The sequence below is a fragment of the Candidatus Rhabdochlamydia oedothoracis genome (assembly GCF_019453995.1).
GTDB lineage: Bacteria > Chlamydiota > Chlamydiia > Chlamydiales > Rhabdochlamydiaceae > Rhabdochlamydia > Rhabdochlamydia oedothoracis.
Genome location: NZ_CP075587.1, coordinates 339,523 through 360,706, shown reverse-complemented (window position 1 = coordinate 360,706; position 21,184 = coordinate 339,523). Strand labels below are relative to the sequence as shown.

Annotated in this window: 22 protein-coding genes and 2 pseudogenes; 18 read left to right on the top strand and 6 right to left on the bottom strand. The window is 35.7% G+C overall.

Going from position 1 to position 21,184, the window contains the following annotated elements:
* Positions 1–4 precede the first annotated feature (4 nt).
* Positions 5–742 (bottom strand): substrate-binding periplasmic protein, encoded by a 738-nt coding sequence (locus RHABOEDO_RS01910; protein WP_215217399.1) that lies wholly within the window; start codon positions 740–742, stop codon positions 5–7.
* A gap of 60 nt (positions 743–802) precedes the next feature.
* On the opposite strand from RHABOEDO_RS01910, the gene hemH reads away from it, so the two are divergent.
* The 16 genes and pseudogenes from hemH to RHABOEDO_RS01835 all read left to right on the top strand — a co-directional run bounded on the left by hemH (position 803) and on the right by RHABOEDO_RS01835 (position 15,133).
* Positions 803–1,837, top strand: coding sequence for a ferrochelatase (hemH, locus tag RHABOEDO_RS01905; protein ID WP_215217400.1), 1,035 nt, complete (start codon positions 803–805; stop codon positions 1,835–1,837).
* 88 nt (positions 1,838–1,925) lie between these two features.
* The gene (locus tag RHABOEDO_RS01900; RefSeq protein WP_215217401.1) at positions 1,926–2,882 is read left to right on the top strand and encodes a DMT family transporter; all 957 of its coding nucleotides are present in this window, start codon (positions 1,926–1,928) and stop codon (positions 2,880–2,882) included.
* 76 nt (positions 2,883–2,958) lie between these two features.
* Positions 2,959–3,731, top strand: a pseudogene (locus RHABOEDO_RS01895) (IS5 family transposase).
* Positions 3,732–3,755: 24 nt separating this feature from the next.
* Positions 3,756–4,856 carry a beta/alpha barrel domain-containing protein gene (locus RHABOEDO_RS01890; RefSeq protein ID WP_215217109.1) on the top strand — a complete coding sequence of 367 codons (1,101 nt, stop codon included), beginning with the start codon at positions 3,756–3,758 and terminating at the stop codon, positions 4,854–4,856.
* A 2-nt stretch (positions 4,857–4,858) separates the two neighbouring features.
* Positions 4,859–5,338: a type I phosphoribosyltransferase gene (locus RHABOEDO_RS01885; protein WP_215217110.1), complete on the top strand. Its 480-nt coding sequence runs from the start codon at positions 4,859–4,861 to the stop codon at positions 5,336–5,338.
* 10 nt (positions 5,339–5,348) lie between these two features.
* The gene (locus tag RHABOEDO_RS11390) at positions 5,349–5,447 is read left to right on the top strand and encodes a hypothetical protein (protein WP_350339697.1); all 99 of its coding nucleotides are present in this window, start codon (positions 5,349–5,351) and stop codon (positions 5,445–5,447) included.
* On the top strand, positions 5,425–6,408 hold the full coding sequence (locus RHABOEDO_RS01880) for a glycosyltransferase family 2 protein (RefSeq protein ID WP_215217111.1): 984 nt from the start codon (positions 5,425–5,427) through the stop codon (positions 6,406–6,408). The genes RHABOEDO_RS11390 and RHABOEDO_RS01880 overlap by 23 nt, the downstream gene beginning before the upstream one ends.
* A 118-nt stretch (positions 6,409–6,526) precedes the next feature.
* Positions 6,527–7,450: an EscJ/YscJ/HrcJ family type III secretion inner membrane ring protein gene (locus RHABOEDO_RS01875; protein WP_215217112.1), complete on the top strand. Its 924-nt coding sequence runs from the start codon at positions 6,527–6,529 to the stop codon at positions 7,448–7,450.
* A gap of 42 nt (positions 7,451–7,492) precedes the next feature.
* Complete coding sequence (locus RHABOEDO_RS01870; protein ID WP_220017701.1) at positions 7,493–8,305, top strand: hypothetical protein; 813 nt, start codon at positions 7,493–7,495, stop codon at positions 8,303–8,305.
* Positions 8,306–8,308: 3 nt separating this feature from the next.
* The gene (locus RHABOEDO_RS01865; RefSeq protein ID WP_215217114.1) at positions 8,309–8,926 is read left to right on the top strand and encodes a FliH/SctL family protein; all 618 of its coding nucleotides are present in this window, start codon (positions 8,309–8,311) and stop codon (positions 8,924–8,926) included.
* 93 nt (positions 8,927–9,019) lie between these two features.
* Positions 9,020–9,802 carry a type III secretion system export apparatus subunit SctR gene (sctR, locus tag RHABOEDO_RS01860; RefSeq protein WP_215217115.1) on the top strand — a complete coding sequence of 261 codons (783 nt, stop codon included), beginning with the start codon at positions 9,020–9,022 and terminating at the stop codon, positions 9,800–9,802.
* 16 nt (positions 9,803–9,818) lie between these two features.
* Complete coding sequence (gene sctS / locus RHABOEDO_RS01855) at positions 9,819–10,088, top strand: type III secretion system export apparatus subunit SctS (protein ID WP_215217116.1); 270 nt, start codon at positions 9,819–9,821, stop codon at positions 10,086–10,088.
* Positions 10,089–10,325: 237 nt separating this feature from the next.
* A complete protein-coding gene (locus RHABOEDO_RS01850) occupies positions 10,326–11,156 on the top strand; it encodes an EscT/YscT/HrcT family type III secretion system export apparatus protein (RefSeq protein WP_215217117.1) in 831 nt (276 codons plus the stop codon).
* Positions 11,157–11,744: 588 nt separating this feature from the next.
* Positions 11,745–12,821: an Lpg1974 family pore-forming outer membrane protein gene (locus RHABOEDO_RS01845; RefSeq protein ID WP_245397584.1), complete on the top strand. Its 1,077-nt coding sequence runs from the start codon at positions 11,745–11,747 to the stop codon at positions 12,819–12,821.
* A gap of 284 nt (positions 12,822–13,105) precedes the next feature.
* The gene (locus RHABOEDO_RS01840) at positions 13,106–14,140 is read left to right on the top strand and encodes an Lpg1974 family pore-forming outer membrane protein (protein WP_215217119.1); all 1,035 of its coding nucleotides are present in this window, start codon (positions 13,106–13,108) and stop codon (positions 14,138–14,140) included.
* A 187-nt stretch (positions 14,141–14,327) separates the two neighbouring features.
* Positions 14,328–15,133 (top strand): IS5 family transposase gene (locus RHABOEDO_RS01835; RefSeq protein WP_220017859.1). Its coding sequence is split into 2 segments (ribosomal slippage): positions 14,328–14,697 and positions 14,697–15,133, totalling 807 coding nucleotides; the frame shifts between segments, so codons are not numbered across the junction.
* Here the strand turns inward: RHABOEDO_RS01835 and RHABOEDO_RS11385 are convergent.
* Complete coding sequence (locus tag RHABOEDO_RS11385) at positions 15,093–15,329, bottom strand: hypothetical protein (RefSeq protein WP_434062175.1); 237 nt, start codon at positions 15,327–15,329, stop codon at positions 15,093–15,095. The two genes, RHABOEDO_RS01835 and RHABOEDO_RS11385, sit on opposite strands and share 41 nt — an antisense overlap.
* A gap of 332 nt (positions 15,330–15,661) precedes the next feature.
* Here RHABOEDO_RS11385 and RHABOEDO_RS01825 point away from each other — a divergent pair, with 332 nt between their 5' ends.
* Positions 15,662–15,865 carry a transposase gene (locus RHABOEDO_RS01825; RefSeq protein ID WP_434062179.1) on the top strand — a complete coding sequence of 68 codons (204 nt, stop codon included), beginning with the start codon at positions 15,662–15,664 and terminating at the stop codon, positions 15,863–15,865.
* 428 nt (positions 15,866–16,293) lie between these two features.
* Here the strand turns inward: RHABOEDO_RS01825 and RHABOEDO_RS01820 are convergent, their stop codons facing one another.
* Positions 16,294–17,307 (bottom strand): IS30 family transposase, encoded by a 1,014-nt coding sequence (locus tag RHABOEDO_RS01820; RefSeq protein WP_215216525.1) that lies wholly within the window; start codon positions 17,305–17,307, stop codon positions 16,294–16,296.
* 71 nt (positions 17,308–17,378) lie between these two features.
* Between RHABOEDO_RS01820 and RHABOEDO_RS01815 the strand changes: the two are divergent.
* A pseudogene (locus tag RHABOEDO_RS01815) lies at positions 17,379–17,795 on the top strand (IS5 family transposase); the annotation flags it as partial.
* Positions 17,796–17,932: 137 nt separating this feature from the next.
* Here the strand turns inward: RHABOEDO_RS01815 and RHABOEDO_RS01810 are convergent.
* The 3 genes from RHABOEDO_RS01810 to sufC are packed head-to-tail and all read right to left on the bottom strand — an operon-like array spanning position 17,933 to position 21,184.
* Positions 17,933–19,174 carry an aminotransferase class V-fold PLP-dependent enzyme gene (locus tag RHABOEDO_RS01810; protein ID WP_245397540.1) on the bottom strand — a complete coding sequence of 414 codons (1,242 nt, stop codon included), beginning with the start codon at positions 19,172–19,174 and terminating at the stop codon, positions 17,933–17,935.
* On the bottom strand, positions 19,171–20,463 hold the full coding sequence (gene sufD, locus RHABOEDO_RS01805; RefSeq protein WP_215217533.1) for a Fe-S cluster assembly protein SufD: 1,293 nt from the start codon (positions 20,461–20,463) through the stop codon (positions 19,171–19,173). The genes RHABOEDO_RS01810 and sufD overlap by 4 nt, the downstream gene beginning before the upstream one ends.
* Complete coding sequence (gene sufC / locus RHABOEDO_RS01800; protein WP_215217534.1) at positions 20,447–21,184, bottom strand: Fe-S cluster assembly ATPase SufC; 738 nt, start codon at positions 21,182–21,184, stop codon at positions 20,447–20,449. The genes sufD and sufC overlap by 17 nt, the downstream gene beginning before the upstream one ends.

The window sequence follows — 21,184 nt, the reverse complement described above, 5'->3', positions numbered from 1 at the left end:
ATCTTTATTTTTTTATCTCTTTTTGTGGAAGGCCCCATTTATCAATTATTTTTTGATATTCTCCAGACTGCTTTAACCGATGAATCTCTTTATTAAAGGCTTTGATTAAAGAGCCATTTTTATCCCGTGCTGTAATCAGTCTTAAAGCCTCATTGGTTAAAGGTAGGGATCCTACCTTTAGCTTATCTTGATAGAGATCCTCGCAATAGGCATAAGCGCTTAGAATATCGATTAAAGCTGCATCAAGCACACCGGAAGTTATATCTTCAAGGGCTTGTGCTTTAGATGTGTATTGATGGATTAATACATTAGGAACCAATTCAACTAATAAAGCATTAGCATCAGAGAGTACACCGATAGCTTTGCCTTTTAACTGTTTGATAGAAGAGATATCGGATGACTTATTTACTACAATTACAGGACCTAACATTAAATAGCTTTCTGAAAAATCAAAGCGGTCTTTGTTAAAGTTATAGGGAGGAAAAGAAGAGAGCACAGCCTCATATTTTCCTTGGAACAAGTCTTCTAATAAGTAGTGTGCATCTGTTATAATTTTAGCAAGTGGAAGTTTTTCTGAAATCTTCTGCAAAATTTCTGTAGAAAATCCTACCAATTGCGCATTTTTATCCTCTAAATCCAAAGGATACCAACTAGGGTCAAGAGCCACTCTTTGTTGGTGGTTTTTACTTCCACAGCAGCAAAGAAGAGCCAGTAGTAATAGGGTGGAAATTTTCCTTAACATAAAATGATCTGTAACACAATAAGATAAAAAAGTGTATGTTTATCGTTTAAGGTTCTAATTATGTCAAATACTTATCTCATTATCAATTTTGGCGGTCCTAGAGATTTACAAGAGGTTGAAGGATTTTTAACAGAGCTACTTACCGATCAAGAGGTCATTCGCACTCCCTTTCCTTCTTTTATTCATCGTTTATTATTTACCCGCATTGCAAAAAAGCGTGCATTAAAAGTTATTCCTGAATATGCAAAAATCGGTGGTAGATCGCCGATTTATGAGGATACGGAAAAGATGGCTGCAACTTTGCGGCAATATAGAAAAGCACCTATTCTTACTTTTCATCGTTATTTGCCTAAAACGCATGCTTGCTTTTTATCTGCCATTAAGCAAATACCGAAAGATCATCAGATACGAGTTTTTCCTATGTTCCCCCAATTTAGCTATGCTACAACAGGAAGCGTAGCTCTTTTTTTCTCTCGTAATTTATGTGGGCAGAATTTAAACCAGCTCTCTTGGATTAAATCTTATGCAACCCATCCTTTATATCTTAATGCATTCGAGCAACAGATCCGCCTTTGTTTAAGCCAACACAAACTTAAAGAAGAAGAGGTATGTTTGCTTTTTTCAGCCCATGCAATCCCTAGAAAGTTTGTTTGTACAGGGGATCCTTATGAAAAAGAATGTGGTTTAAGTTTTCATGCTCTTAAAAAACGGTTTCCTCAAGCGATTTGTCATTTATCTTATCAATCTCAATTTGATAAGCAAGAATGGCTTCGTCCTTATACAAGTGATGTATGCAAAGAGATTAGCAATTGGACCCAAGATAGGAAAACAGTAGTAGTTATTCCTTTAAGCTTTACTTCAGATCATATAGAAACTCTTTTTGAAATCGAAAAACTGTATTTACCATCCATTCGCAAGCAGGGGTTAACCGCTATTCGCTGTCCTGCTCTCAACCATCATCCTGATTGGATTCAAGCAGTTCTTACCATTATAGAACAAGAAGAAACATTAACTAATCAGATGCTTCTTCGTCACCCTACTCATTCTTGTTGTAGTATATGTATGCCAAGCTGTTGTATATGTAAGAAAAAATAAAAACATATACAAATATCTATTATTTAAAGAATAATGGAGGAAAAAATCCCTTTAGCATGGTTTATTTTTTGAATCAGAAGGAGTGTTTATGGTATGTGAGGCTAATGCAGATAGAAAACTACAAAATAAAGCTGTACTAGGAGTTGGTTTAATGATTCTTGGATTAGCGCTTTATCCGCTATCTGATGCTTTCATTAAACATCTCATGGGCACATATAGCGTCTGTCAAGTCACTCTGCTACGCGCATTTACTCGTTTGGTTCCTCTTTTTATTGCAACTTACTTCCAAGGAGGGCCGCGTAAGATTCTTTATTCAAAACACCCAACTAGCCATCTCACCCGGCTAACGGTTAATTTGATATATACTTTTTGTTTTATGTTTGCCTTTTCGCTCGCTTCTTTAACGACAATCTATACATTTAGCTATACCTCGCCCTTTTTCATGATTGTCTTAGGTTCGTTGATGCTTAAAGAAAAAGTAACCCGCGAGAGATGGGTTGCTGTAGGAATTGGTCTTATAGGAGTTGTCATTGCTATGCGCCCCGGATCAAGTGTAATGGAATCAGCAGCATTTCTGGTTCTTTTTGCAACTTTCCTCGGAGCTTTGAACAAGATTCTCATGCGCCGTTTAGCATCAACAGAGCATAGCCTTGCTATTGCGATCTACCCAAACCTCGTAATGATCGTAGCGATGCTAATTTTAGGTTTGATGTCTTCGTCTTACACAAATTGGCTATCTCCTCAGTTTAACCTTGTTTGGAAACCGATGCCTTGGGCCCACTGGGGTCTTTTTGCAATTGTAGGTGTTCTGACAGCTGGAGCTCAATACGCTATTGCACAATCACTTCGTTTTGCACAAGCCTCAATTCTTGCTCCTATTGATTATTCTACCTTCTTCTGGGTAGTAGCTCTTGACTTTACCTATTGGAACAAAACACCAGATATCTATACATTAATCGGCGCTATGGTTATTGTTGGAAGTAATTTATTCATTCTCTATAGAACTCGAAAAGAAGAAGCTGCTAAACAGGCTTCTTTAGCTTAAGCTAGCTTTAAGAGCCTGTTTAAAATCTTCTCATTAAGGTATAATGATAGTTTTCATAAAACCTTTGGAGGTAGTTATGACCCGCTCTTATCCAAGCGATATTTCTCGTAAACAATTTAGCAAAATCCATCTAATACTTGAGTCTACACGCAAAAAAACACATCCACGAAGAGTTGATCTATATGATATTTTTTGTGGAATTTTGTACACTTTAAAAAGTGGTTGCCAGTGGCGTATGTTACCCATAGAATATCCTAAATGGGAATTATGTTATTATTATTTCCCTCTTTGGAATAAAAAAGATGATAAAAATTCTAAGAGTATTCTTGAAATAGTTTTAAAAAAAATTGGTTGGCGAGGTCAGAAAAAGCAGTAGTCGGAAAGAGAAAACAAGCTTTGTAATTATTGATGCTCAAAGTGTTAAAAATACTGATATAGCGGAGAAGATAAGGATATGATGCAGGGAAAAAAATATCAGGAATAAAAAGACATATAGCACATGCGATTCACATTACCACTGCTAATATCACTGACAGAAATGGGTATATAGAAGCATTTTCACTACATAAAAACCATTTGTTCGGTGTAAAAAATGTTTTAGCAGATGGAGGATATTCTGGAAAAAAATTTGCAAAGAGTGTGCAGGAGATATTAGGATGTATAGTAGAAATAGCCAAAAGAAATACCCTTCATACTTTTACAGTTATTCCCAAAAGATGGGTTGTAGAGCGTTCTTTTGCGTGGATAGAAAAATGTCGCAGGCTATGGAAAAATTGCGAAAGAAAACTACATACAAGCCTGAATATGGTGCTTCTTGCTTTTATTGCTCTACTTTTGAAAAGATTTTAAACAGGCTCTTAGGAGATAACCTCTATGCCTGCCACTAAATTACCTATCTGGTATCCAGATCACTTCCCTATTTACGATATGAAAAAAAGTTATCTAGAAAATGCAGAAGAGGGTCCTTTCTTTGATGGATTGATTCCCAAAAGAAATCTTCCTTCTAGAGAAGCGATGTTTAATTTTTTGGGATTCCCAGTAGCCTCTTGTATTGGTGTAGCAGCTGGACCTTTATTAAACTCCAAATGGATTTCACTGGCAGCTAAATTGGGATACGACATTCCTGTATATAAAACCATTCGTAGTAAAGAATATGCAGCTCATTCCATGCCAAATATTATTTATGTCGACACAAATGGCCCTATACATGCAAATGATCCTAAATATAGTGTTAAACAAGTCCTTTTCCCACCTAAGCAAATAGAGGATCTAGCGATCACAAACTCTTTTGGCATGCCTTCTAGATCACCTGCTTTTCTATTAGAGGATATCCCTCGTGCAAATGCTTATTTACAAGAAGGGCAAGTTATGGTTGTTTCCATAGCGGGTTCCTTTCAAAAAGAGCGTACTTTTATAGAAGATTTTGTAGCTGTTGCCACCTTAGCTAAAGCAGCAGGGGCTAAGATTATCGAAGCGAATTTCTCTTGCCCTAATGTAAAGACAAAAGAAGGTGCTATTTATTTGTCTCCCTCTGCTGTTGCAGAAATTGGAAGAGCGCTTGTTAAAGCTGTTCATCCCATTCCTTTAATGATTAAAGTGGGTGTTTTCCCGTCTAAACAACTATTGCAAGAAGTGCTAATCACAGCTACTCAAAGTGGAATCCAAGCCATTTCTGGGATTAACTCAGTCAGTTCTAGAGTGGTTGATTCAGCTGGAAACTCTCCTTTGGGTTCTGATAGACCAACAAGTGGTATTTGTGGAGGACCTATTCTCTCTACTGCGATACGGTTTATTACACAAACTCATGAAATCATCCAAAAAGAAAAGCTCGATCTTACCTTAATCGGAGTAGGGGGTATTTCCCTACCAGAGCATTTTTCTGTTTTTTTTAAAGCAAAAGCTAACGCTGCAATGACCGCAACAGGTATGATGTGGGATCCTTATTTAGCAACAAAATATCATACCAAAGAGTAGAGATGATCCAATTACAGACTAAAAAAATGATCCTTGATCTTTTTAGCATAGGATCGATTCAATTTGGCCGTTTTGTTTTAAAAAGCGGTATTACATCTCTGATTTATATCGACTTAAGACGGATTATTTCTTTTCCAAAACTCGTAAAAGAAATCTGCGATGCCCTTTGGCAACTTGCATCTTCTTTAGAGTTTAGTCTGATTTGTGGAGTGCCTTTGCTGATGCGCTGTAAGGAGATTAAGGAACATGGAACTAAATCCAGTATTGAGGGCATTTTTAATAAAAAGCAGTTTTGTTTAGTCGTTGAAGATATGATTACTACAGTTCAAAGTATTTTTGAAAAAGTTGCCCCTTGCTTAAAAAAAATTTCCAACAATCCGAAATGGATTTACTTTACACCCGGCATTCAATCCGCTAACGATAAGGATAGCTTAGCGCAGACATACCAAACCCCATACTCAGCTATCAAAAGCGGGCAGTGATGTAATCATTGTGGGGCGAGGAATTTATCAAGCAGAAAACCCAAAACGAGCAGCAAGCGAATATCGCAAAGCGGGATGGTCCTCTTATGTCTTCAGCTTATCTTCCTAAGATTTTTATTATTATTGTAAATTGGAATGGAAGACAAGATACCTTAACCTGCCTACAGTCTCTGCAATCATTGGATTACCCTAACTATCAAATAGTCATTGTTGATAATGGATCAAATGATGGTTCTATTTCTGCTATAAAGCTTCAATTTCCCCATCATCTGCTATTAGAAAACCAAATCAACTTAGGGTTCACCGGTGGTAATAATGTGGGAATCCAATACGCTTTAGATCACAAAGCGGATTTTATTTTGCTGCTCAACAATGATACCAAGGTTTCTTCTGATTTATTAAAGCACTTCATGTTAGGATTTCAACAATTCCCTAAGGCAGGAGTTCTTGGCGCTAAAATTTATCTCATGCAAAATGAGAGAAAATTAGATCACTTTGGAGGAACTTGGAATCCAAAGAAAGGAATCTTTGATTTAATCGGACTGCATGCATTAGATGAGAATTGGGATGAAGCCTTCTGTATCGACTATGTTTGCGGGGCTGCCATGATGATCAAAAAAGAAGTTTTTGCACAAATAGGACTATTGGAAGCTCGCTTCTTTTTGATTTGGGAGGAATCTGATTTTTGTATGCGTGCAAAACGCAAAGGGTTTCAAATTATCAGTTACCCTTCTGCAAAAATTTGGCATAAAGTTTCCGCTTCTTTTAAAGGTAAAACACATATTACCTATTTTTGGTGGCGTAACCGCCTTCTTTGGATCGAACGCAACTGCGCTTGCAACCAACTTTTAAGCATCTATATACGAGTGTTAATTCCTGAAATCCTTCAATTATTAAAAATCTCTTTGTTACGATCTATGCAGTGTCTTTGTTTTAATTTTTTTTACACCAAAGCTGAGCAAGAAAAAAAAAGAGATAGACTGCTAATTTATAAAGCAGCTCTAAAAGGTATAAAAGATTATCTCTTGCGTCGCTTTGGGCCCGGACCTGATTGGATTAATCATTGCTAATAAAATAGAGTTCTAATTTGACGAAGCTAAGATAAACTGCTATAAGTTAAGAAATAGGATATCTTGTCACATAAGCATGACAGACTGGGCAATTTTCAATCTTTACAACTATTGATTTATGACTATTAACAACATTTTAAAATACCTCTTCATTTCTCTTCTTTTCACTTTTATAAGCTGTGATCGTAATATGGTCATCATAAATGATGTCGACGAAAGAGAGGCAAATGAGATCATCGTCTTTCTAGCAAGTAGAGGAATCTCTTCGGAGAAAATGCAAGCTGTAAGCACAGGAGCTGGTGCAACAGGAAATGAAGCTGTAAAATGGAGCATCATAGTTGATGAGACTCATTCTACAAAAGCTATGGCTATTTTAAATCAAAATGGATTGCCTCGTAAAAAAGGGATGAGCTTACTGGATCTTTTTGCAAAAGCGGGCTTGATGTCTTCAGAAAAAGAAGAAACCATTCGTTATCAAGCAGGACTTGCTGAACAGATTGCTAATATGATCCGTAAGATCGATGGGGTGTTGGATGCAGATGTGCAAATTTCTTTTCCCTCTAGTGAAACTTCTTCTATGGCTTATGGATCACAACAAGAAAAAATAAAAAAAATTACAGCGGCAGTCTATGTAAAACATCAAGGAATATTCGATGACCCTAATGCTCATCTTTCTTCTAAAATTAAACGGCTTGTATCTGGTAGCGTAACAGGTCTTGATCTCAATGATGTTACCGTCATTTCAGATCGTGCGCGCTTTATTGATGTCTCATTAATGCCCATAAGCGAGCCTTTAGAAGGATCTGGTAATGAATATGTAAGCATTTGGTCGATTATATTAAACAAACAATCAGCTTCTCGTTTCCGTGTTGTCTTCTTTCTTCTTATGTTTTGCTTATTTATATTCGCTTTGCTCATCGGTTGGCTGGTTTGGAAGTTCTATCCCCTCCTTAAAGAAAAAGGGAATTGGAGGAATCTGCTTAAAATCGCCCCCTTTAAAGAGAGACAAGAAACAATAGAACCGCCTGAGAGTGAAAAGTAAGCCATGGATAAAGTAGCTTTTTGTACATTACGCTCTCTTATTATGTCCTCTCAAAAAAAAAAAGACTTGGTTGCTTGCTTATCCGAAGAGATGCAAACGGAAATACAAACATCTCACAAAGAAAATATAGAGGTAACAGATACAGAATCCTCTATATATAAACAGCTTGATGCTATACATTTTTCCTGGTTTGTTCCCTATCTGCGTTCTCTTACAGAAAAAGATGCTAAGCTTTTTATCTCTTGTTTACCCCTTCAACAAATACAAGGGTTAAAAGAAGAGCTCATGCTCTCTCAATTCTTTCCAAAGCCCACAGTTTTAGCCAAAAAATACTTAACTCAAGAGCTATTTAAAACAATTGCTCCTGAAAACTTAATCCCTCCTTGCTTTTTACCACAGCATCCTTTACTATCTTTGCTTGATTTAAGTACCACACAATTAAATACCCTTATTGAACTACTAGCAATGCATGATTTAGCGGTAGAAATTCCTCAAATTATCTCTACGCAAAAATTAAAATTGATTGATAGCGCTCTTACTAAGGAACAGTCTATTTATTTAAAAAAACTTTTGACTCAGAAAGAACCTGTGATCTTTAAAAAAATAGGGCTATCGGAATGGATTGCAGATTTAGAGGTGTTAAAAAACGCATTAATACAAAGAGGAATGAATCGATTAGCTAAAGCTATTTATCCTATTCATACGAGCTTTACTTGGTATATAAGTCATCGTCTAGAAAGGAAAAAAGGTAAGTTATTAACTAAGTTATCTACCGCTACAACTGCTCCACAAGCAGCTAATCTGCTCAAAAATCAAATCCTGTTACTCATGAAAAAACTTAATTACCAAAGCTAACTTATGAAATTTCTAACATTCATTCAACAAAGTGAAATACATCCAACTACAGCAGAAAAGGTGATTCCTGCTAAAGATTTTAGTATTTTATTAGAAACAAAAATGCTTATTGAACATGCACAAGAAGATATTGTTCTTTATAAACAAAAGGTGGAAAAAGAGTGTAAAAAACTACGTGCCCAAGCAAAACAACAAGGTTTTGATGAAGGACTTGAGCAATTCAGTACTTATATTATAGATTTAGAAAAAAAAGTGCTTTTTTGGTATTCAGAACTCCAAAAAAAAGTACTTCCTCTCGCTCTACAAGCAGCTAAAAAAATCGTTAGCCAACAACTCTCTTTACATCCTGAAACTATTGTGCGAATCGTTTCTGAAACGCTTAAAAGCGTGAAGCAAAGTCCAGATATTACCATCTATGTCAACAAGTTAGACAAAGAGATTCTAGAAGCAAACAAACCCACTCTTAAAAAAAGTCTCGAGCAAATAAAAACCTTTACGATTCAAGAAAGAGACGATATTGAACAAGGAGGCTGTGTTATTGAAACAGATAGTGGAATCATCAATGCCAAAATAGATAAACTTTGGGAATCCCTAGAGCACGCCTTTCAAAAATACATGTAATTTTAAAGTATAAACTTAAAGCACTTAAAATCTCTTTTTTCTCTTAGAGAAAATCTAAGAATATACTAAATTCGGTAAAAAAACGGTACTAACATGCATAAACGCCTTCTGCTTTTTTCTTTTGTATTGCTAGCCTGTCTTTTTTTAGGAGATTGTTTATATGCAAAAGAAGTCATTCCCTCTTCACCTTCTATTGAGCAACTAGCACCAACACCTACCATCTTAGAAGAGCTAACAGCAATCACGGCTTTTGCGCTTTTGCCTTTTGCCATTATGCTCTTAACCTCTTACATTAAAATTGTGATTGTATTGTCTCTTTTACGCAATGCTTTGGGTATTCAGCAATCTCCACCGAATCAAGTCATAAGCGGTATTGCTCTTTTAATGACGATTTATGTAATGTTTCCCACCGCTGTAGCCATGTATAAAGCGGGAGAAAATCAGATTAAAGACAGAGCTCCTACAAATTTATTTTCCGCTGAGAGCGCTCAATACATGGTAAATGTAATCAATGTTACAAAAGAACCCATGCGTGATTTTTTACAGAGAAATACCACTGCTAAACACATGGGTGGTTTTTACCAACTCGCTCAGCGCTCTATACCAGAGGAGTTTCGCGGTGGGTTAAAACCCAACGATTTTATCATTTTAATTCCTGCCTTTATTACCTCACAACTCAAAGCTGCCTTTGAGATAGGTGTCCTAATCTACTTGCCCTTCTTTGTAGTGGATCTAGTGACCTCTAATATTTTGCTCGCTATGGGCATGATGATGTTATCTCCTTTAACAATTGCGCTTCCCTTAAAATTACTATTAATCGTAATGGTAGATGGATGGACATTGATCATTCAGGGACTAGTTTTATCATTTCGCTAATTTAAGGAAAAAAACTATGTATAATACAGAAATCTATCAGCTTTCCTACCAAGCTCTGTTATTGATTCTTCTTTTATCTGGGCCTCCTATCTTAATCAGTACTTTGCTCGGATTAACCGTTGCTGTTTTTCAAGCGGCTACACAAATCCAAGAACAAACACTCTCTTTCATGGTCAAACTATTTGCGGTGATTTTTACCTTGCTCATTGTTGGAGGATGGTTAAGTTCACAAATCTTACAATTTACCAATAATATCTTCACAAATTTTCCTAAGTGGGCCTCTTAAAGATTTCATACAACGTCATTCACACTCACTTTTTGTTGACCAAATTCCTTATAAAAACTAAATTGGGGCCTGCAGTTGCTGCCTTCATGTTAATAGCTCTGCTCATGTTTCCATTTTACAATTATTTGTTATGATTCTAATCTGGCGCAAGAGGATAAGTAAGCGTATGAATTTGACGATTTACAAACAACGTCCTTAATCCATCTTGCTAAGATAAACCTCGTATAAGATCCTTACATGAACCCTAATGACTCTTACCTAGCTTTTTTTTCTAAACTTTTTGAACTAGACCCCTTTGCACTGCTTTCCTTATTTTTTCTAGGTTTGATGCGTTTTGCTCCTATTGTAAGTTTGGCTCCTTTTCTAGGAAATAAAGCTCCTAGCACTGTAAAAATGGGTCTTTTGATTTGTTTAACCCTTGTATTTTTACCGCAAATGATTATGACCTCTCAAACAATGGTCGGATTTAATTTTCAATATATTGTTCTTTGTTTCAAAGAACTCTTTCTTGGATTTGTTCTTGCGTTTTTTATAACAATCCCTTTCTACATTGCAGAAACAGCTGGAGTAAACATCGATTTTCTAAGAGGATCTTCCGCTTTGCAAGTGACAGATCCTTTTATGCAAACTCCCTCTTCTTCTATTGGTATTTTCTATAATTACATCATGATTGTGATCTTCTATCAAATAAACGGTATCTTTTATTTTTTTAATGCTCTTTTCGATTTTTATACAATTATTCCCATAGATAAAATGCTCCCATCGTATTTTTTTACTTTTCAAGCAGCTTTTTGGCAAAGCGTTTGGGCACTAGTCGGAAAAATCGTATCAATTGGTATTCAATTATCAGCTCCATCTATCATTGCTATATTAATGACGGAGATGTTTTTAGGAATCGCTAATAGATTAGCCCCTCAAGTACAAATTGCTTTTTTGGGCATGTCTCTTAAGTCATTACTTGGACTTGCAGTTCTTTGTGCTGCGTGGTTTTTCATTTTGCAACAAATGGGCATACAATCATTAGGGTATTTAAAAGATCTAGAAGTTATTCTAAAAAGCTTTCAATAGCATTTGAAATTAACTAATTTTACTTATTAATAGTCTTAAGTTTTTAATTAAATTTAGAAAAAATTCTTTTTATATTTATATTTTTTCTGATTGTTTTTTTTGATTTTTAAGTTCTAAAAACACGAAATTCATTTAATGCTCTAAAAAACAAAAATCCCCTCCTAAATAGTTATAAGGCATATTTAACCTATCCCAGACATAGGATTTTAACAACGATTAAAAAAGGAAAATCACATACTTATACTATTTTTTGTTGACTTGAATTCGTAATAAAAATTACAGTGAAGCCATAAAAATGATGCAAATAAAGCTATCAAAAAAAAATGCTGCTCAGAATATGTTTTAAAAGAGATTATTCTTCATTGCAGTTTTTTCATTTTAGGGCAAGTTTGCATCAGATGTAGCTGTTTATAAAGCTCATTGTAAGCAAGTACGGTGATCTTCAAGATATCTACATTGTAGCTGCTTGCGGAATTGCTAATTTCTTACAAAGAAGTTATTAACTCCGTGGGCAGCTACGAATTGTCGTTTATTGAAATTAAATGATCCAAACCTAGGGGGATCTATATGCAATGGAATTTGAAAAAGGTGTGGCCCGCAATTGCCGCATCTATGTTATTAGCAACAAGTTTTACGTATGCGGATTTTGGTGATTCAGCGTCCTTGCGTAATATAGAAAATCGTCTTAATAGCCTTGAGCAAAGACGAGGCGTAAATGGAATGATCAACCCCGCTGCAATGCCTTTAACTAGAAACGGATGGGACCTTCAAGTATCTGCAGATGCTCTTTTATGGCAATTATTTGAAGACGGTCTTAGCTATGCGGTAGAAACAACAAATAATGGCTTTCCTGTTAGAGCTGATGAAGTAAAAAGTAAATACAATTGGGGATTCCGTATTGGCCTCGATTATACTCTACCTCATGATAATTGGGATGTAGCTCTTTGTTGGACACACCTAATTAGCAGCCGCAAAGGCTCTTCTATAGCAAATGATCCATCAAATGTTTTAATAAAAACACAAGGTTTTGCTTCTGCAAAAAATCCTTTTGAGGGTTATGCTGTTGCAAATTCAAGATATCGCAACCGTCTTGATCAAATTAATCTTAATGTAGGCCGTGAGTTCTTCGTTAGTAAGTGGGTAACATTACGTCCTTTCTTTGGGTTAAGAACTGATTGGTTACGTCAGAGGCTACGTACATCTTATGGTTTTAGTAATGTTGTTAATGGAGATCCTGTGACAACTGACCAATTCACTAATCAAAGAAATAAGTGGTGGGGAATGGGTATTGAATCAGGGCTCAATACACAATGGAGTTTTTGTAACGGATTTAGCATTTATGGAAATGTAGCCACTGCTATTGAGTATGGTCTACAAAAACTACAATTGAATGAAATTAACATGGTAGGTGTTATGGAAAACAATTCTGCTTCATTTAGTAGAAGTTACCATATTTGCAGACCTATTCTAGATCTACAACTTGGACTAGGTTGGGACTATAACTTCTGTGACTTTCACTTTGGATTGAAATTGGGCTGGGAAAACCATGTGTATTTTGATCAAAGCAGATTCTTGTCTTATAACACAGTTAACTATTCAGACAACACTTCTGGTGGAAGTCTGACTTATCAAGGTTGGACATTACACGCTTGCTTTGACTTCTAAGTGAAGTGTTTGCTGCCGCAAAAAAATAGACACCAGGATTAAGTGAACCTATTCACTTAAACTGGTGTTTTTTTATTCTCAATGATATAAGTTTTTTCAAAAAAAAAGTTGCAATCTATTTTTATTAATATAAGATGGATATTGATACGTTAAAAATAAGAATTACAGTTAAGCCATAAAAATGCTCCAAATGCACTCTTTGGAAAAAATTTTGTTATGCATTTGTATCTGGTGTAATTGTCGTTTATTGAAATTAAATAATCTAAACTCAAGAGGAATCTTATATGCAATGGAACTTGAAAAAGTTGTGGCCTATAATTGCTACATCTATGTTATTAGCAACAAGTTTTACGTATGCCGATATTAACGATTGTGCTACGCATAACCTAGAAAATTGCCTTTGCTGTCTTAAAACGAATGAAACGTTTAATCCCCCTGGAATGCCTTTAAGAAAAAACGGATGGGATCTTCAAGTATCTGCAGATGCTTTGCTTTGGCAGTTACAAGAAGATGCTCTTGTCTATGCTATAGAATCAGTAACTTTTACTCTTCCTTTGGGAAATGATCGAATAAAACAAAAATATAATTGGGGACTCCGTATAGGTCTGGATTATACTCTGCCCCATGATAATTGGGATGTAGATTTTTCTTGGACACATCTAATTAGCAGTAGCCAAGGTAATACTACAGCAGCTCAAGGTAATGCTTTAAGAAAATCAGGCCTTGTATTAAGTAGCGTTCTTGTAGGTTTTACAACTGCAAGTGCAAACTACCATAATCGCCTTGAACGACTTAGCCTTAATACAGGTCGCGAGTTTTTCGTAAGCAAGTGGGTAACACTACGACCTTTCTTTGGGCTAAGATCTGATTGGTTACTCCAAAGGTTACGTGCATCTTATTCTGGAGTAATAGCCGATCCTACAATTAACCAAACAAGTAACAGAAAAGTTAAATGGTGGGGAATTGGAATCGAATCAGGGCTTAACACACAGTGGAGTTTTTGTGGTGGATTTAGCCTTTACGGAAATGTAGCTGGTGCTATTGAATATGGATCTATCAAACAAATTGTAAATGAATTTGGAACTGTTGCTTATTCATTTGTAGATAGTTACCATATTTGCAGACCTATTCTAGATCTGCAACTTGGACTAGGTTGGGACTATAACTTCTGTGACTTTCACTTTGGATTGAAATTGGGCTGGGAAAACCATGTGTATTTGCATCAAAGTTTCTTATATAATCCAGGTCTATTTATCTCAGCTTCATCAGGAGATTTAACTTACCAGGGCTGGACACTACATGCAAACCTTGACTTCTAACTAAAATCCTTAAAAAACACTAGAGCTTTAAATTCTGGTGTTTTTTTCTTTAGCGCCTGTTTAAAATCTGTCCTAGACAGAACTTGAGTTGACAGGCAGCACTTCATTGACAGTAGAGCTCTTTCAAAACTAGGAAATAAAAAAGCCCTTGTATAAAATAATGCCCTTAAAAATACGTAAGGGCATGATGAAATTTGAAAAAGCAAAAAGTTTAGACAACGAGAAATTCCGAAGATTAACCGGAGTAAAACGTAGCACATTTGATCAAATGAGCTTGATTTTGGAGATAAGTCACAAAGAGAAAAAAGCCCGAGGAGGCCGCGTCAATAAATTAAAAATAGAAGACATGTTACTGATGAGCTTAGAGTATCTAAGAGAGTATAGAACCTATTTTCACATAAGCCAGCGCTATAATATCAGTGAAAGTACAGCTTATAAAACAATAAAATGGGTAGAATACACCCTGATAAAACATCCCCTATTTGCACTGCCTGGACGTAAAGAGCTATTAAAAAGCGATATGGAAGATGCCACAGAAACACCCATAGAGCGCCCTAAAAAAAACAAAAACATTTTTACTCAGGGAAGAAGAAAAGGCACACCTTAAAGACGCAGCTTGTAATGAGCAAGGACACAAAAAAGATTATTTGTACCTTTTTTTCCAAAGGTAGAAGACATGATTTTAGGATATTTAAGGATTCTAAAATCAAGTTTCATTCCGAAATAAACCTTCTAACAGATGGAGGGTATCTAGGACTTAAAAAGCTTCATGCTAAAACCCAAATGCCTAAAAGAAGAAGCAAGAAAAATCCTTTAACAAAACAAGACAAAAAAAATAATCAATTCCTTTCCAAAGAACGTGTAATTAATGAAAATGCTATTGGTCTGCTTAAGCGATTCAAAATTTTAGCTGATCGTTATAGAAATAGACGAAAAAGGTTTGGTCTTTGCTTCAATCTAATTGCGGGCATTTATAATCTGGAGCTATGTTAATGGGTTTTGAAAGAGGTCTAGTGTCAACTTGGTATAATGTATCTAGCATTTTCATTTGTGCTAGATGCTTTGCATCCTGAAAGGTTTGCCATGGTGTCTTCCCATAACAATATTTCACAGAATGGACTCGCTCTTCATTGTACTCTTTTAGCCATTTATCCACATCCATTTGCAGTTCTTCTAGACTATGATACACTTTTTGCCTAAATAGTGATCTTGAGCTGCTTTTGCTTCTAACGCCTTTAGTCTCTTCTTAGATCCTGTTTAAAATCTTTTCAAAAGTAGAGCAATAAAAGCGAGAACCATCATATTCAGGTCGTGGACGTGTTTTTTTGCGTGTAGACTCAAGTATACTCGTTTGCATTTAAATTAAGAGTTTGAATGTATAAACATTTTTATACAAAAAATAACATCTCCTTGCAAGATAGAGCAGTTTTTTCAAAAAAACCTATTTATGCAATTCTTAATTTGAAATCAAACTAGTATATAGTAGTAATGATAGTTTTCATAAAACCTTTGGAGGTAGTTATGACCCGCTCTTATCCAAGCGATATTTCTCGTAAACAATTTAGCAAAATCCATCTAATACTTGAGTCTACACGCAAAAAAACACGTCCACGAAGAGTTGATCTATATGATATTTTTTGTGGAATTTTGTACATTTTAAAAAGTGGTTGCCAGTGGCGTATGTTACCCATAGAATCAGGGCCAACGCATGAAGATTTTGCTTGATAATTGAGAGATAAAAAATGATTCTGGCTCCTTTTTCATAAGGAGTATAAAATGGAAGGATTCATTCATTCTTCATCTATTCAGTTTACGTAAACGGCGCTTCATTGCATCATGTCGTAAAGATTATTTATTAGATCTAGTAGGTGCAAAGGAAATTCTTCATGCGTAAGCCCTGCCCATAGAATATCCTAAATGGGAATTATGTTATTATTATTTCCATCTTTGGAATAAAAAAGATGATAAAAATTCTAAGAGTATTCTTGAAATAGTTTTAAAAAAAATTGGTTGGCGAGGTCGGAAAGAGAAAACAAGCTTTGTAATTATTGATGCTCAAAGTGTTAAAAATACTGATACAGCGGAGAAGAAAGGATAGGCCCTTTCAACCTTGAAGTGCACAAAAAAGAACATATAAATACTTGAAAAAACATCTATTGTGCACCCGAGCATAGCATGTTTGTAGATAATCTCGTAAACACTTCTAGTGGAGTTTCGAAGTTGAGAGCCTTTCTAGGTCTGTTATTTAGTAAAGTTTCCACCCTTTCTATATCCTTGGAAGTCGTATCTAAAAAGCTTTGTGTTTTAGGAAAATATTGCCTAACTAGTCCGTTTGTATGCTCATTTAAGCCTCTTTCCCAAGAATGGTAGGGCGTTGCAAAGTAGAAGTCTGTCTCTAGCTCGAAACTAACCATTTGGTGATAGGCAAATTCTTTTCCGTTGTCTGCTGTTAATGTGTGTACAAAATCTTTGATAGGTTTAAGTTGTTCAATTAACGCTTGACTTACTTCCTCTGCAGTTTTATGAGAAACTTTGGCGAGCTTAGTTAGCTTGGAAGTTCTTTCTACCATTGATACAATTACGCCTTTATGTCCTGCCCCTATGACTGTATCTAGTTCCCAGTCTCCTAAACGAGTCTTTTTTTCTACAATACAAGGCCGTTGCTTAATATCTATACGACCAGGCATGTTCCCTCTTCCAGAAGCTCCCTTTCTCTGCTTGTTATATTTTTTCCCTCGATGACGGAGCTCTCTATAAAGCTGTCCTCCCTGTCGTTTATCTTTCCAGATATGATTATAGATGGTCTCATGACTAACATGTTCTTTACCATGTCTTTTAAGCCATCCGGATATTTGTATAGGGCTCCATTGCAACTTGATTTTTTCTTCAATACGGGTAACTATTTGAGGAGTCATTTTTTTATTGGGCTGAGAATTTTTTCTAAGAAATGCTTTTTCTTGAGCTTGCTGATGACGGTATCCTCGTTGCCCTTTATTTCTCTTAAGTTCCCTACTAATAGTGCTATGATGAACTTTTAGAATGTTTGCTATTGAGCTAGATGTATCTCCTCTAGCTTTTAAAATATAAATCTGACATCTTTGGTCATAGGTTAGGTGATGGTAGCCTTTAGGCAAGGTCTCTCCTTGTGTTTGATTGTTAAAAATCACAATAGAGATTCTTTCATCGCCTGCCTATTCTTTTTTTAATTCTTCTGTGCACTTCAAACTTGAAAAGACTATATGATGCAGGGAAAAAAATATTAGGAATAAAAAGACATATAGCAGTCGATACCCAAGGGCTTCCTCATGCGATTCACATTACCGCCGCTAATATCACTGACAGAAATGGGTGTATAGAAGCATTTTCACTACATAAAAACCATTTGTTCGGTGTAAAAAATGTTTTAGCAGATGGAGGATATTCTGGAGAAAAATTTGCAAAGAGCGTGCAGGAGATATTAGGATGTATAGTAGAAATAGCCAAAAGAAATACACTTCATACTTTTACAGTTATTCCCAAAAGATGGGTTGTAGAGCGTTCTTTTGCGTGGATAGAAAAATGTCGCAGGCTATGAAAAAATTGCGAAAGAAAACTACATACAAGCCTGAATATGGTGGTTCTTGCTTTTATTGCTCTACTTTTGAAAAGATTTTAAACAGGATCTTAGAATTAAAAATAGTTTTTACCCCTAAAGGATAGTCGGTAATTATACTCATAAAAGAAAAAATTGTTTAAAATAGATAATAAAAAGCTAACAGAAAATAAAATTTAAAACTATCTATTTGTTTTTAGTTAGTAAGAAATTTCAGGTTTTAGCAATAGAAGACATTCTTTTAAAGCATGGATAAAAAAATCAATTTCCTCAAAAGTATTGTAAAAAGCTAAGGAGATTCTTAATAAAGAGCTTAAATGATAACGCTTTAAGATAGGCTGGGCACACAAATGCCCTGTTCTTATTGCAATCCCTCTTAAATCAAGCAATGTGGCTAAATCAAGAGGATGAAATCCATCAATAGAAAAGCTTACAATAGGCCCTTTTTGCTGAGCTATACCAATAATTTTCAATCCTTTAATTCGATTGAGCTGCTGTGTTGCATATTCCAGTAGATCTTTTTCCCATATAGTAATTAGTTTTTGATCTATCGATTCTATATAATCTATAGCTGCGCCTAAACCTACAACTTCTGCAATCATGGGGGTTCCCGCTTCAAATTTTAAAGGAGGTTCTTGATAAGTGACTCTATCAAATGCTACTTCATCAATCATATCTCCTCCCCCTTGATAGGGAGGCATCATTTCTAATAAAGAACGCTTGCCGTATAATACCCCTAATCCTGTTGGACCATACATTTTATGTGCTGAAAAAGCATAGAAATCTACCCCTAACTTTTGCACATCGATTAGCATGTGAGGTGCGCTTTGAGCTCCATCGACAACTACTTTAGCACCTTTTGCATGAGCTTCTCTAACAATTTCTTCAATAGGATTAACGGTACCTAAAACATTTGACATATGTACAATGCTTACAATTTTGGTCTTATTGGAAAGCAGTTTTTGGAATTCTTCAAAAATTAACTCTCCAGATTCACTTACAGGGACTACTTTAAGCTGAGCTCCTCTTTCTTTGCAGCACATATACCAAGGAATAATATTGGAATGATGTTCCATTTCAGAAATAAGCACTTCATCACCTGGTTGTAAACAGAGTTTACTCAAGCAGTGGGCAACAAGATTAATGGATTCCGTTGTGCTTTTTGTAAATATAATCTCCTCAACAAAAGCAGCATTAAAAAAACGTTTAATTTTTCGGCGAACAATATTGTAATAAGCACTTGCTTTACTTGCAAAATCATAAACAGAACGATTCACCGTTGCATAACTGTTTGTATAAAAATCGGATATTGCATTAATTACAATCTGCGGCTTCTGAGTTGTAGCTGCTGAGTCTAAGTAAATAAAAGGACGGCCATACATTAACTGACTTAGCATAGGAAAATCTTGACGTATTTTCCAAACATTAAATTCCTGGTTCAAAACATTTCTCTCAAAATTTGCTCTATTAAAGAGCGGTAAGGGATTTCTTGGATAATTTCTTGGACATAAGCGCTAAGAAGCATCTCTTTAGCTTCTGTAGGACTCAAACCTCTTGTCTCTAAATAAAAGAGCTGATCTCTATTCAATTGAGAAACTGTAGCACCATGAGAGGCTTTCACATCATCTGCAAAAATCTCTAGATTAGGTTTACTATTAGCAATTGCTCCGCAACTTAAAAGCAAGTTGTTATTTAATTGATAAGCCCGCGTTCCTTGTGCTTCAGAGTCCACTTTAATTTTCCCTTCAAAACTCGACCGGCTAAAATCATTTAAGATCCCCTTAAAGTGTTGCAAAGAACTCGTATCTGGTGCTTTATGCTCAATGGTTAAATGACAATGTGAAGTAGCTTTTCCACAGAGATTAAGAAGGCCCTTTAGCTGGGTTTTACTCTCTTTTTCTTTTAAGTAAATATGCGCATTTATTCTAGACACTTTGCCGCCTGCGCTCAAATGCATTGCATGAAAAGAGGCATTTTTTTTTAAAATAGCTCTTAAAGAAGAAAACTGCCACCTATACTCTCTATGATATTCTACAGAATGCGCAAAAACCTCTGCTTTCTCTTCCAATGCAAAATCTAATAGAGGCAAACTTAAGTAGGTATTGCTTTTGTGATCCAAACAAGAAAAGACCCACTTTGTCTGCGTATGGGCTCCTGCTACAATTTGCATACGAGGCGTTATAAAAAGAGACTTTTCTGTTACAATTTGTAAACATTGAATAGGTGTGTTTACTACAATTTTTGGAGGAATGTAAACAAATAAACCACTAGAGTGCAGCGCTAAATTTAAAGCGGCAAAAGAATCTTGTTCTCTTTGAATTTGCTGTTGAAGATGATGTTGTAAAAAGGCTTTATGGGAAAGCATTGCTTCCGATAAAGACAAAATCTTGATTTGAGGAGGCAGCGCTGAAAAATTGCTTAATTCAGAATCAAAACAACCGTTAATAAAGACAAGATAGCTGTGTTTGCTTTCCGGAAGAATCTCTGATTCAAACTGCTCTTTATCTACTTTAGGGCTATCGCTTGCCTGATCGATTGCTACAGCAGATAAATCATATAAAGAAACATATCTAAACGCATCCTGAGTACGATTTGGTATTCCTAGTTCTTGAAATTTTTTCCATGCTAGCTGACGGTAAAAGCTGAGAGCATCTGCTGTTTTAAGTTTTTCAAACTGTGCTTCTAAATGTTGTAAAAGCAGAGGCTGCTCTTGTTTAGTTAAGCCAGTCATATCCTTTTTTCTCCAGTTCTAATGCAAGGACAGCTGAGCCTGATTTTACAATTACCCCATCTAAAACAACATGAACAAAATGAGGTTTAATATAATCGAGTAAGCGTTGATAATGGGTTATTAACAGTAAACTTGAATCTGGTTTTAAAGCGCTTTGAATGCCTTTGGCAACCACTTTCATAGCATCAATATCCAACCCAGAATCGGTTTCATCAAGAATAGCAAGTTTTGGTTCTAAAACAGCCATCTGCAGGATCTCATTTTTCTTTTTTTCTCCACCTGAAAATCCCTCGTTAATGCTCCGCGATTTAAATTCGCTTTTCACTTCCACAAGCTGCATTTTTTCTTGCATAATTTCATTAAATGCCTCTTCAGATAGAGATTCTAGCAGCTGTGCCTTGCGCTTTGCATTATAAGCTGCATGTAGGAATTGAAAATTAGAAACTCCTGTAATCTCTACAGGATATTGAAATCCTAGAAATATTCCTAAATGAGCTCTTTCATGCGCGCTTAATTCCAATAAACTCTTCCCTTCGAAAATGAGATCTCCTGCAGTGATATCATAAGAGGGGTCTCCTGCTAAAATTTTTGCTAAAGTAGACTTGCCAGCGCCATTTGGCCCCATAACTGCATGAATTTCTCCAGGGTTTATCTGTAAATTCAGTCCTTTTAAGATAGTTTTTCCTGCAACGGCTGCTTGTAATTGTTTAATTTCTAACAT